Raw genomic sequence first — 12,379 nt, 5'->3', positions numbered from 1 at the left:
GAGTAGGCTTGATGCGACGATTAAAGGTAATTATAAGCTATGATGGAACGCTTTTTTCTGGCTATCAAGTACAGCCTGGAGAACGCACAGTACAGGCTGAGCTTGAGCGTGTACTGTCCATTATGCATAAAGGAGAAAAGATTAAGGTAACTGCAAGTGGACGTACAGATGCAAGAGTTCATGCTACAGGACAAACATTGCATTTCGATACACCTCTTGCCATTCCAGTTGACAAGTATAGCAAGGCTTTGAATGTGCAACTACCAAGAGATATTCGCGTACTATCGGTAGAGGAAGTGGCACATGACTTTCATGCACGCTATAGTGTGACAGGGAAGCGCTATCGCTATATTTGGTCTTGTGAGCCTATCCAAAGCCCATTTCGCAGATATTACACAGTCGAGACAAGTGGCGTCAAACCTAATGTAGAGGCGATGCAAGAGGCAGCTAAGGCTATCGTTGGTACACATGACTTTTCATGCTTTTGTGCAGCGAATACAAGTGTGAAGGATAAAGTACGTACTGTCACGACACTGCAATTTGAATGGCATGGAGAAGAACTTCATATGGTGATTGAAGGCAATGGTTTCTTATATAATATGGTGCGTATTATTGCAGGTACACTTTGGGAGGTTGGCTTAGGTCGCCGCACGATTGACAATGTGGCACTTGTAGTCGCCTCTGAAGATCGCGATAAGGCAGGAAAAACCGCGCCACCACAAGGGTTATACTTAGAAAAAGTGTTCTATTAGTGACGTTTTAGAATTCTGAACAACTTTACCAGGCGTTTAATGAAATTGCTTGACTTTAAAAGTCATTCATTATATGATAACAGATGGTATTTTCATTACCACCACAAATAAGCCCCGAAACTTATAGTGTAGTCTAATGAAAAATAACGGTAATCGAATCGATTAGGAGGATATATACATGCGTACAACATTCATGGCTAAAGGTCACGAAGTAGACCGTAAATGGTTAGTAGTTGATGCAGAAGGCCAAACTCTTGGACGTTTAGCTTCTGAAGTAGCTGCAATCTTACGTGGTAAACATAAACCAACATTCACACCAAACGTTGATACAGGTGATCACGTAATCATCATCAACGCTGACAAAATCCATTTAACTGGTAACAAATTAGAGGGTAAACTTTACCGTCACCATACTCAATTTGCAGGTGGTTTAAAAACGCGTACTGCTGGTGAAATGCTAGATAAGTACCCAACAAGAATGATCGAATTAGCAGTTAAAGGAATGCTTCCTAAAAACTCTTTAGGTCGCAAAATGTTCACTAAACTTAACGTTTATACTGGAACAGAGCATCCACATGCTGCACAAAAACCAGAAGCATACGAGCTTCGCGGATAATATAAATTAAGAGGAGGATATTACTTTGGCACAAGTTCAATACATCGGCACTGGTCGCCGTAAAAGCTCTGTAGCTCGCGTACGTTTAGTACCAGGTACAGGTAAAATTGTTATCAATAAACGTGAAATCGAAGAATACGTACCATTCGCTGCATTACGCGAAGTAATTAAACAACCATTAGTAGCTACTGAAACTACAGGAAGCTATGATATCCACGTAAACGTTAACGGTGGTGGATACACTGGTCAAGCTGGTGCTGTTCGTCACGGTATCGCTCGTGCTCTACTTCAAGTAGACCCAGATTTCCGTGCTGCATTAAAATCAGCTGGATTACTTACTCGTGATTCACGCATGAAAGAACGTAAGAAATACGGACTCAAAGGCGCACGTCGTGCACCTCAGTTCTCAAAACGTTAAAACCCTTATGTATCAAGGCTTCCGCCCATTTGGAATTATATTCAAATGGGCGGATATTGCCTTTAAAAACCGAATTGAATGTAATTTGAATGTAATTTTTTTATTAATTCCATTACCTACTTGTCATTATAGCTCTTGAATAGGTTTTTCTTTGTTGGATTCTGTTTCCGAGTCACTTTCGTGATTTAAATAATCTGCTAAAAGATTACTTATATTTTCTTCGCTTTGTTTTGTGACATGAGTATATATATCCATGGTTGTAGCGATTCTGGAGTGACCTAGACGCATTTGAACATCTTTCATCCTTGCACCGCTTGCAAATAGCATAGAAGCGTGTGTATGCCTTAAACCATGTACAGTGATATGTTCTATCTTGAAGCGCCTACAAGCGGCTTCTAGGGCGTTATTAGGGTAGGCTAGGCGCATGGGTTTTAAATCTTCTCTAGGAAAAAGAAAGTGCTCTATGTTGTCAGGATTTCCCCATTCTTCTCGTAATTCTTTATTTAATTCCATTAAGTGAAGTAAAATGTCAAATGTCTTTTCGTCTAATTTTATTACTCTTGTACCATTTAATGTTTTCGGTTTGAGCAATACATAATTTTTGTCTCTCCAATATAAGTTTTTGTAGATTTTTAGCTCTTTCGTATCTTTTAATACATCTTTTTCTTCTAGAGCTGCTAATTCACCTTTACGTAGGCCTGTAAAGATAAATAGCCTAAACATGGCGTATTTTCGATAAGACAGCTCATTCTTACAATATTTTAAAAACTTATTGACTGTTTCTTTATCCCAAAATTGAACTTTCTCTATACCCTTATCTGCCTTATGTTCTTCTTCTAAAACAGGATAATCTATTTTATTCATTGGATTATTCTTAATATAATTATTTTGTATAGCATATCTAAACACTAAATTTAATTGTATGCCATAATCTTTATAAGAAGCCATCTGCTTTGACAATTTATCAATAAAACTTTGGCAATAAGCGGTATTGATATCTTGCATGTACAACTTTGCAAAATTGGGTAAAATATGATGATTAAATTTTGATTTTTTACTCATAATTGAAGATGGCTTTAATTTTTTTTCTTCCCTTTCTATCCACTCATTGTAAACATCTTCAAAAGTTATGTTTGCTTGATTTATGAACGTACCTGAAGACACATCATTTAGTATTTCTCGTACAGCATCCTCTGCATCTTGTTTTCTTTTAAATCCTCGCCTAGTCGTGTATTTGTATCTTCCAGTAGCTGGATCTTTTCCTACGCTAAACTGGACAGACCAACGGACTCCTTCCTTAGTCTGATACTTTTTATAAGACGCCACTTTTTTTACTCTCTCCTTTTTTTGTGACAAATCCATGTTGTCTGAGTAACAATTCTCTTTCCTACTTCTATCCTCCTTTCGTGAGAAATGTTAAAAAGAATGTGCATATGTAACTTATTATTTAGCTGCACGGTATAATGACATTCTATTTATTGCAAAGTTTTTGTCAACGGTAAATGTATTAGATACAACCTCAATTGCTTTGTTAGGATCAGAAGGGATATTCATATTATCTAACATGAAGTCCGGTACACAAAAATAATAGGCAAAGTGACTGTTTTTAGTAATAAGATTTTCAGAAACCTGAGAAGGTAGGTTAACTTGTTTTAAAATTGCTTCATAATAAATACCAACCAGAAGACCGAACTCTTGCCATAAGGTAAGGGGATCTTTGGTTTGATTTAAAAAGAACCTCCATTTACCGTCTAAATTGTTTAATTCAGATGAATAAGGGATGTAATAAGCTTTTAAACCAAGATAAGCACAAGTTTTTTCAATCTTATTTTGAACAGCTTTAAAAAAATTATCTACACGATCCATACTGATTAACTCCCCGTTGGCGTAGACATCTTTAATGAATGCATCTAATGTTTTTTCCATCTTCTTGTTCTCCCATCTATTCTAGTTGTTTTCAGTTTTGAATATTAGCAAAAAATAGTCATGTTTTTGTTAATTATTCTACAAACTTCAAATTAATTCAAATGGTATCATCTACGCTGTGTAATTAGAACTATATTTTCAATAAAATAGGATGTCTATGGGTAATTGGATATACAATTGAAATAATATCGGAACTGATGTTCTTATAATGCTTAAAAAAAATTCCCATCTTCATATGAGCATCAACATCAAAGTTGATGCCAGTAAGAAGTAGGGACTATTTACTTAGTTCTAATCTCTCGTCTATATGTTATTTCTTTTCCCCTTTTATTAAGTTCCACATTGTTTTTAGCTTTTCTAAATCTTCCTCAGATGATTTTGGTAATTCCAAAATCCATCTTTTTAATTCCAGATTTTCAATTGCTCCAAAAAACTCTTTTTCATCATCGTTTATCTCTACAGTATTAGGGTTATCTGTCCTTCCTAATAAATAGTCTAAAGAAACCTCGTATAATTCAGCAATTCTTTTTAAATTACCAGTATCAGGTTCTCTTATGCCATATTCCCAATTAGCATATGTCGATAATGTTTTATTTAATCTTTTGGCAACATCAGTTTTTGTCCAGTTTCTATTTTCTCGTAAAGTCTGCATTCGTTTAGAAAGTACTTTTTTCTTTGTATTATCCATTTCATAGACTCCTATTTCCTAATAAATTTTCTAATCAGTCCTTATAGTAATATTGACATCAATAAAAATTTTTATGACTATTTTAAAAACATATTAGCATACTTACACAAAATAAGAAAGTTATTTCTCAAAATGACTAAAAAATAATTTGACATACACGTAATGAATAGTTTACTATAATCATGAACTACTCAATATGGGTAACATTATATTTGATGAGGTGAATTAATGTTAGAATATACAAATTCTTCTGCGTTGCTTAAATCGATTAAGCAAATTAGGGAAGAAAGAAGTATCACAATTACAACAATGTCTAAAAAACTTGGTTTTAAGACTCCCAGCGGATACTCTAATATCGAACGTGGAAAGCGCAATCTTAGCTTTATTAACGGTGTAAAAATTCTACAAATCCTAAAAATAAGGTTTGTAGACATTTCAATAGATAATTTTACACTCGAAAAATTAGAGAAGTACAGAAAAGAACGAGGTATTACAAAGATCTTTATATCAAAGAAACTGGGGTTTAAAAATTCTAGCGGTTACGCATATATCGAGTATGGGGAGCGAAACATTAGCTTTATCCATGCGGTATTAATTGCTGAGATACTAAATGTTGCTGTTGAAGAGCTTTTTTTTGCATAAAATATACACAAAACGAATAACTTTTAGTTTTTTTACTTAATACACACTATGAATAACATTTAGGAGTGATTTGAAATAGGAATTATCAATTATTTCATTTTTTCTTTAAAGGTGGGTGAAAGTATGTGAGTTCGATTATTCAACAATTGAAATCAGATTTAATAAAAGAAGAAATTAAGGAAGTTGTTAAGGAAGCCTATTTATTAGGAATAGAGGACGGAAGGTCAATGTTTGATTATCCCTATTTATTGACAAAAAAAGATTTGGCAAAAATATTCCAAGTTGAACCATCAACGGTAAATAAAATTGTTGGAAGAAGAGGATTTCCCAAATCAAACTTTGTGTCCGGTAGATATCCTCGTGATGAAGTTTTTAAATGGATGAAAGCTAATTGCCAAAGTTTTACTTAGTTGTTGAATTAAAAATAAGGGGGAAATGAGAATGGGTTCATTCTTTGTTGTACAAGTAAGAACAGGTTTTGAATTGGAAGTCAAAGAGATGTTACAAGTGGTTTTGAAAAGAGCTGGTATTTCCGATGTTAAAGGAATTTATGCAATGGAGACTTATACAGAGGTTATCAACGATGCAAGCTTGGTTAGTGAGTTTACTTCGTTAGATGAATTCGAAATATCCGATTACTTACACATTAAACGTATTCAATCCTTCATTACAAATTTACGAACATCGTGTGATAAGTTGAAAGAGAATAAGCATGTCGATTCGATTTCACTTTTAGAAAGTTATCAAGAACAAATACGTTCACTTACAAAAACACTTAAAGATGTCAGAAAGAATACTACAAAGGTCAGTTCACTGTTAAAAGGATATATTCTAATCGAAACATCTGCCAATTATTCCTTTCTCCCAGGACATTTGTGGCACTTGATTAAATCGGTTCCCAAAGTTGTAACCATTCCTAGCAAATACAATGTTCCGATGGAAGAAATCAAAAGCTTCTTTGAAAATAACGATATGACTCCAGAAATTGAAATGGAGTTTGATGAATTATTGTACTCAGTTGAGGAAATTGAGAGTGTAAAAAAAGATTTGTTGCATGAAGCCAATCAAGTAATCGGTACTGAGGAAGAAAAAGAATTAATCATGAAAATGGAAAACCTCAATAACAACTTAGAGGATGAATTTAATGAGATATTTAAATCTGTTCAACAGCCGGATTTTCAGGAATCTATGGCCGCGTCTTCACATCGGTTATTTAAGTTGTTGAGATTGGTTAAGTTTAATTTTAAGAAAAATCGTGAAAGAGTAACAATGCCATTAACCCTTTTTAACTTACTATTTCCTGATAAACGCCAAAATCACTTTTCATTTAAACGAATAATTTTCTTAAACAAATTACGCAATTTTATTCATAATAGTTTTCAAAGTAAAGGAGTTGAAGTAACATGACAAGTTTTTAGAAACAGAAGATGTTTTGTTGGAAAAATTTCAAGGAACGTTAACTTCAATCTTTTTTAAACAAGATGATTTCGTAATAGCAACTTTAGATACTGTTGACAATCAGCAAGTAAAAATAAAAGGTAGACTTTATGGTGTTAAAAAAGGAGAAGAAATTGTTGTAGAGGGGAAATGGGAGACTCATTCTAAATACGGTAGGCAGTTGGCTATTGAACAGTGGGAAAGACCAATCCCGAATACAAAGGAGCAAATTATAGCATTTTTATCTTCACATTTAGTGAAAGGGTGTAGTGCTAAACAAGCTGTGGTCATTGCTGACAAGCTTGGTGAAAATGCTATTGAAATTATTAATCAATTAGGCGTTGAAGCAGTTAATAATATAAGAGGTATTGGAAAAAAACGTTCTATGCAAATTGTAGAAAGTATACGTTCTACATTTGAGATTCAAAAAATCATTAGCTCTTTGCTTGTTTATGGCGTTACAGCAAATATGGCTATGAAAGCCTATAAGGAATTCGGATCTGAGACACTGAATGTCCTACAAAAGAATCCCTATAGCTTAATCCAATTGAGATTAGTTTCTTTCTTAAAGGCTGACGAAATTGCGAGAAAAATGGGAATCATGCCATTATCCACTTTTCGTATTGATTCCTGCGTAGAATTTGTATTAAAAAAAATCTGTTTCGATTTTGGGCATTGTTATGTTCATGAAGATAAATTATATGCAGAGGTATTAAAAGCATTAAATCATAATGCTTCAGATCATCAAATTGTTGAGCTACAAGATGTTCAACAAAGCATTTATAGGCTAGAAGACAAAATAATCATAATTGATAATAAGTGTGTATATCCTAAGTACCTGTATAATTATGAAAACAAATTAGCCGAGAAACTATCGTATATGAAAGTTTCTGCGGTTGGCGAAGCCTTGCCTTTTTTAAATAACCTAATTGTTGATTACCAAAAAAAAAATCAAATTATTCTTGCCGAACTGCAACGTGAAGCTATCAGGCTTCTGTTCCATGAGCAAATACTTATTCTTACTGGAGGTCCCGGTACAGGCAAAACCACTACTGTTAAAAGCATGTTGGATATATATAAATACGTATACCCTAAAGCACGTATTGCTTTAGCAGCGCCAACAGGTAGAGCAAGCAGGAAGCTTTCAGAAGTAACAGGAATGGACGCTTCCACGATGCATAAATTAATTGGATACCGACAAGGTGAAGCTCCAGAGTATAATGCCAATAACAAATTAGGTATTGATTTTTTAATTATTGATGAAATGTCAATGGTCGATATACAATTGGCGAGCTTGGTTCTTGATGCAGTACCTAAAGAAGCGGTAGTCGTGTTTGTTGGTGACATAGACCAACTTCCTTCTGTTAGTCCTGGAAATGTTCTCAGTGATTTGATTAAAGCAGAATTGCCAACCGTGAAGCTTACTGAGATTTTTAGACAGGCACAAGAAAGTCAAATTGTTACTAATGCCCATAGAATCAACAAGGGGAAATCTTTATTAATTGATCGAGATAAAAATGACTTTTACTTTATTGAGAGAGAAGATCCTGAACAGATCGCGCAGTTAATCGTATTAAGCGTCAAAAGGTTCTTGAATCTTGGTTATTCCCTTTCAGATATTCTTGTATTAAGCCCAATGAAGAAAGGGGCTGCCGGTACGCATCTCCTGAATGAAATGATTCGAGAAGCCATCAATCCTTATTCTCCTGAAAAAAAAGAATTGATATATGGAAAAAAGATATTTCGTGAAGGCGATAAGGTTATTCAAATTCAAAACAATGAACCAAAGAATGTATCAAATGGAGATATAGGTATTGTTGTACGTATCACAAAAGTTAGAAATGATGATGGTGAGTTAGAAGATGTAATGTTATGTAATTTTTCGGGTAGAATAGCAACCTATAGTAAAGACGAACTTGGGCAGATCGAGCTGGCCTATGCTATTACTATTCATAAATCACAAGGCGGTGAATCGCCTATAGTGATTATTCCAGTGACAACAAGTCACAAGCTTATGTTAGCAAGGAACCTGATGTATACAGGATTAACAAGGACTAAAAAAATTATAGTGTTTGTAGGTACTTTAAAGGCTATGAATATTGCCATTGCTAATGATGAAATTACCAGAAGAAATAGTCGATTGGCAGAGCGAATTGTATCAAATATTCAATACAACAATCGTTATAAGTCAAAAACTAACCAACTTTAACAATTAAAGAGAAGAAAGGTTGTACTATGGAGAATGAAACAAATTTAGTATTCATGACTTAATTAATTTAATGGAAACCAAGGGCGTTCTAATAAGAGCGTCCTTTCTTTTGCTTTATTTCCATAGTGAAAGGCTAGGAAGGCGGTACAAAAATGAGTCTAAAGGAACAAATAGATATTGCCGAAAGAAATGCGAGGTTAAGGGATTTTCAAAATAGCGTTGATTTAGCAGCAGTGGTTGAACAAGAAAAGAAAGCAAATAGCTTGGGGTATGGTTTGTATAAAATAAAGGAATCTAATAAATGTCCATTTGCACAGGATATAATAGACAACTTTGATGTTATTAATCGGACTAACTATTTAACAACAGGGGAGTATGCCCTTGTACAAATGATTAAACCATTGGTGGCTATGTCCACAAATGAAATAGTGGATAGAAATACACAAGAATCCATTAATGTTGCTGGAATTGCTAAATACTTAAATAAGGATCGTTCGGGAATTAGTCGTACGGTTAATAAGCTAATTGAAAAGGGAATTCTCTTAGAAATTGTTGAACCCGATGATCTCATCTTATTTAACCGCACAGTGACGGAAAGACCAATATTAATGAATCCGGAAATCGTATACAACGGTGATAAGAACAACATTAATAAAACATTAATCAAACTAATTACTTCAAATGATGTTCTTGAAAAGAACAAAATTCATCTTCCCTGGAAGGTTTGGTTTAATAAAGGTAACAGAAGCGGTCGTTTATATGCCAGAAAGACTTATTTGAAGTTCAAGGGGAGTGAAAGTAATGGAAAAGATGATTCAAATTGAACAAAATATTAATTTGCTGCTGAAAGAAAAATACATCACTAATGATGATTTACGGTTTATTAATAAGATCAGTGGCATCATTCAAAGTCATACTAATACTATTTCAACTAATCCTGTGGGGTTTATGACCGTTCAGGAAATTGCAAAGCATGTAGATATGAACGTTGTTGAAGTGGAAAAGCGTATTAGTTCATTAGTCAAAAAAGGCATTTTCTTCGAATTTATAAATAAAGTGAACATAAGTGAATATAATCCAATGACATCTAAAAGGCCACTATTCATGAATCCAGAAATTATGTATCGAGGGGATGTACACATGGTAGACGCTACATTATGCACTCTTGTATCACATTTCGATAAGATTGAAAGAAAAATAAATATGCCTTTCAAGGTTTTTATGGGTCCTGATATGGAGTATGGCATCATTTACCCTAGAGAATGGATAGAACATTTTCTGAAAGAGATTCACTATAGTATTTGATAGGTGTAGATTATTATCTACACCCTTAAAGGTATATTGATGAATATCCGAACGTGTATTATTTTACGTTCTTATCAACAATTTATATTACAGGGAGTGGTGTTTTTTCTAGGTGTAGATAAAAGTCCTCACATGTGAGGATAATTATCCACACTTTAATTTGTCATAAAGCATTGATATTACTATGTTATTAGAGTCAAACAGGATGTGCTTCTTCTTATTCTTTATATATACAAGCGAAGTAAATAAAAAAAAGAGTTGTTTGCAAATTTAATTTTGTAACACAACTCTTTTTTTGCTGAATAGGAGTTTGATGAAATGGATAAAGCGTTGTTCATAAGCGACCTAGATATGAAGAGAGAATTTGTTATAAATCAGTTAGTAAACAGAGGAGTATTTATTTCAAAGAATGGTGAAAGCATATATTCACTAAACTATCGCCAGCTCATTGCTGAACTGGCACTTACTAAGGCTAAGGAAAATTAACCGCACGGTATTAAACGAAAAAGATAAGAATCAAAATACAAAAAAAACGGGCTGGACAGATTTGTGGCTAAGGGTTATTGGCAAACCAAAACTCTAAATTCACCAGCCCCTGTTTTTCAAAATGATAATCGGAGCAAGAATATCTGGTACTACTGATATTGCTACGGCTGTATTTATTGGGGTGCTCATTGCTCTTGTTATTTGTGAGTAGGAATTAAACATACGGATCTATTAATCTGTTTACTAGGAGTTTTTATACTTTGGTATTGGTGATAAAGACAAGCCGGAAAGTGAGGTATTTATGGAGTGGCAAACACATATGGTATCCGGCGTTCTTGCAGGATACGTTATAACTGGTGATTGGAAAGGTGCCGTGATAGGTGGAATTGCTGGAATTGTACCGGATCTAGACGAGCCCCAATCTAAATTTGGTAAGCTTTTTTTCTTTATTTCGATTCCACTAGGGCTGTTATTTGAGCATAGGTCGTTTACACATTCATTGTTGTTCCTATTGATAGCTTGGGGCATTGTGTATCCTTTTTATGGGTTCAATGTAACATTGGCTATTGTGGCAGGTTTATTAGCGCATATTTTAGGTGACATGTTAACTGGGAAAGTGAAGTTTTTCTATCCCTCAAAGAAAGGAATTGGTGTACCTACTCCAATTTCATTATTTGTAGTAATTGATAGATTGGTTAGATACACATTATTACTATTGATTGTATGGATTATAATTACTGACTTGATAAATAACTTCATGTAATTTATAGTAACTACATGAAGTTTAATGTATAATAAGTCAAGATAAATAAAACGAATGTAACTTTTAGGGAGGAAAATACTTTGAATAATTATATATCAGTTGATTTAGGTTATGGGTTTGTAAAAGCTACTTCATCATTAGGGAAACGAGCATTATTTCCATCACTTGTAGGGAAAGGGTATGATCGAGCAATCACAGATGTTTTTAGTGATGAAAAAGATGATTTGTTAAATATGCAAGTTTTTGTTAATGGTGAAAGTTGGTTTGTAGGTGAGCTCGCTAATGAATCACGTTCACTATCCCGGATCTTCGAACGTGAGCGGTTTGAACATTTATATACTCGTATTATGCTTAATATTGCTATCCAACTTGTTTCTTCGAATGATGCGGGTCCTATATATTTATCAACAGGCTTACCACTAGATTTTTATAAGGCGCAAGCAAAGGACTTCCAGCAATCTATTATAGGATTACAACCCCAAATAGAATGGATTTCTGGCCCAATAAAAGGGCAAACAATAAAGAATAACATTGAGAAAGCAATTGTTTTCCCGCAAGGAGCTTCGGCTATCTTTGCAGCTCTTATCAATCACGAAGGGAAGTATGTCTATCCGCAATTTATGGTTAAGGGTTCATTAATTGCATTGATTGACATTGGATTCCGTACAACGGATTACGTTGTTGTTGAAATTAAAGAGAACGGTGCTTTTACCCCAAAAGGAAAACTTTCTGGCACCGTTGATGATGGAGTTGTTAATTTACATCGGGATATTCGCCAAGCGTTTAAAACGAAAACTGGTGGAGCTGATTTGAATGAGTTTCATTTGAATCGGGTTCTGAGAGACGGAATGCTAAGATATAAGGGTGAAAAAATTGATTTTGAGGACATTATCAAGATGAGTAAGAAATCAATTGCTGCTAACATCGTGGATCGCTTGAAAAGTGTGTGGGGTGAAGAATCGGACTTATTCGATGCTATTTTCCTAGCCGGCGGCGGTGGCAATATGTTTGAAGATTTGATTCAACCACAGTTTGATAATCGCCTTATTAAAGTAACAGAAAGTCAATTTGCTAATGCTATTGGTTATTTTAGACTTGGTAAACCTGTCTTTGATAAATTACTTAAAAATTAAAAAA

Annotated in this window: 15 protein-coding genes; 12 read left to right on the top strand and 3 right to left on the bottom strand. The window is 34.2% G+C overall.

Going from position 1 to position 12,379, the window contains the following annotated elements:
* Window positions 1-11 precede the first annotated feature (11 nt).
* From truA to rpsI, 3 genes are all read left to right on the top strand, one after another.
* On the top strand, window positions 12-752 hold the full coding sequence (gene truA / locus AC6BKE_RS01370) for a tRNA pseudouridine(38-40) synthase TruA (protein ID WP_101966879.1): 741 nt from the start codon (window positions 12-14) through the stop codon (window positions 750-752).
* A 178-nt stretch (window positions 753-930) separates the two neighbouring features.
* Window positions 931-1,368, top strand: coding sequence for a 50S ribosomal protein L13 (rplM, locus tag AC6BKE_RS01365; RefSeq protein ID WP_004233742.1), 438 nt, complete (start codon window positions 931-933; stop codon window positions 1,366-1,368).
* A 25-nt stretch (window positions 1,369-1,393) separates the two neighbouring features.
* Window positions 1,394-1,786: a 30S ribosomal protein S9 gene (gene rpsI, locus AC6BKE_RS01360; protein ID WP_499855666.1), complete on the top strand. Its 393-nt coding sequence runs from the start codon at window positions 1,394-1,396 to the stop codon at window positions 1,784-1,786.
* Window positions 1,787-1,912: 126 nt separating this feature from the next.
* Here the strand turns inward: rpsI and AC6BKE_RS01355 are convergent, their stop codons facing one another.
* The 3 genes from AC6BKE_RS01355 to AC6BKE_RS01345 all read right to left on the bottom strand — a co-directional run bounded on the left by AC6BKE_RS01355 (window position 1,913) and on the right by AC6BKE_RS01345 (window position 4,400).
* Entirely contained in the window at window positions 1,913-3,112 is a 1,200-nt protein-coding gene (locus AC6BKE_RS01355; RefSeq protein WP_499855665.1) for a site-specific integrase, read from the bottom strand.
* A gap of 117 nt (window positions 3,113-3,229) precedes the next feature.
* A complete protein-coding gene (locus AC6BKE_RS01350; protein ID WP_499855664.1) occupies window positions 3,230-3,712 on the bottom strand; it encodes a hypothetical protein in 483 nt (160 codons plus the stop codon).
* Between the two features lie 310 nt (window positions 3,713-4,022).
* On the bottom strand, window positions 4,023-4,400 hold the full coding sequence (locus AC6BKE_RS01345; RefSeq protein ID WP_499855662.1) for a helix-turn-helix domain-containing protein: 378 nt from the start codon (window positions 4,398-4,400) through the stop codon (window positions 4,023-4,025).
* A gap of 228 nt (window positions 4,401-4,628) precedes the next feature.
* Between AC6BKE_RS01345 and AC6BKE_RS01340 the strand changes: the two genes are divergently transcribed.
* From AC6BKE_RS01340 to AC6BKE_RS01300, 9 genes are all read left to right on the top strand, one after another.
* Complete coding sequence (locus AC6BKE_RS01340; protein WP_499855660.1) at window positions 4,629-5,042, top strand: helix-turn-helix domain-containing protein; 414 nt, start codon at window positions 4,629-4,631, stop codon at window positions 5,040-5,042.
* 125 nt (window positions 5,043-5,167) lie between these two features.
* Window positions 5,168-5,452, top strand: a complete 285-nt coding sequence (locus AC6BKE_RS01335; protein ID WP_499855658.1) for a hypothetical protein — start codon at window positions 5,168-5,170, stop codon at window positions 5,450-5,452.
* 31 nt (window positions 5,453-5,483) lie between these two features.
* Window positions 5,484-6,449, top strand: a complete 966-nt coding sequence (locus AC6BKE_RS01330) for a hypothetical protein (RefSeq protein ID WP_499855656.1) — start codon at window positions 5,484-5,486, stop codon at window positions 6,447-6,449.
* Between the two features lie 28 nt (window positions 6,450-6,477).
* A complete protein-coding gene (gene recD2 / locus AC6BKE_RS01325) occupies window positions 6,478-8,688 on the top strand; it encodes an SF1B family DNA helicase RecD2 (protein WP_499855655.1) in 2,211 nt (736 codons plus the stop codon).
* A gap of 152 nt (window positions 8,689-8,840) precedes the next feature.
* Window positions 8,841-9,512: a MarR family transcriptional regulator gene (locus AC6BKE_RS01320; protein ID WP_499855653.1), complete on the top strand. Its 672-nt coding sequence runs from the start codon at window positions 8,841-8,843 to the stop codon at window positions 9,510-9,512.
* Entirely contained in the window at window positions 9,490-9,993 is a 504-nt protein-coding gene (locus AC6BKE_RS01315; RefSeq protein WP_499855652.1) for a hypothetical protein, read from the top strand. Before AC6BKE_RS01320 ends, AC6BKE_RS01315 begins: the two co-directional genes overlap by 23 nt.
* Window positions 9,994-10,311: 318 nt before the next feature.
* The gene (locus AC6BKE_RS01310) at window positions 10,312-10,479 is read left to right on the top strand and encodes an LYR motif-containing protein (RefSeq protein ID WP_499855650.1); all 168 of its coding nucleotides are present in this window, start codon (window positions 10,312-10,314) and stop codon (window positions 10,477-10,479) included.
* A 301-nt stretch (window positions 10,480-10,780) separates the two neighbouring features.
* Complete coding sequence (locus AC6BKE_RS01305; protein ID WP_499855648.1) at window positions 10,781-11,242, top strand: metal-dependent hydrolase; 462 nt, start codon at window positions 10,781-10,783, stop codon at window positions 11,240-11,242.
* An 80-nt stretch (window positions 11,243-11,322) separates the two neighbouring features.
* Complete coding sequence (locus AC6BKE_RS01300) at window positions 11,323-12,375, top strand: ParM/StbA family protein (protein ID WP_499855647.1); 1,053 nt, start codon at window positions 11,323-11,325, stop codon at window positions 12,373-12,375.
* The last annotated feature ends 4 nt before the right edge of the window (window positions 12,376-12,379 follow it).

The sequence above is a fragment of the Lysinibacillus sp. COL-1 genome (genome assembly GCF_059814265.1).
Note: the sequence above shows the minus strand (reverse complement) of the source record. Positions and strands in the feature narration are given on the sequence as shown.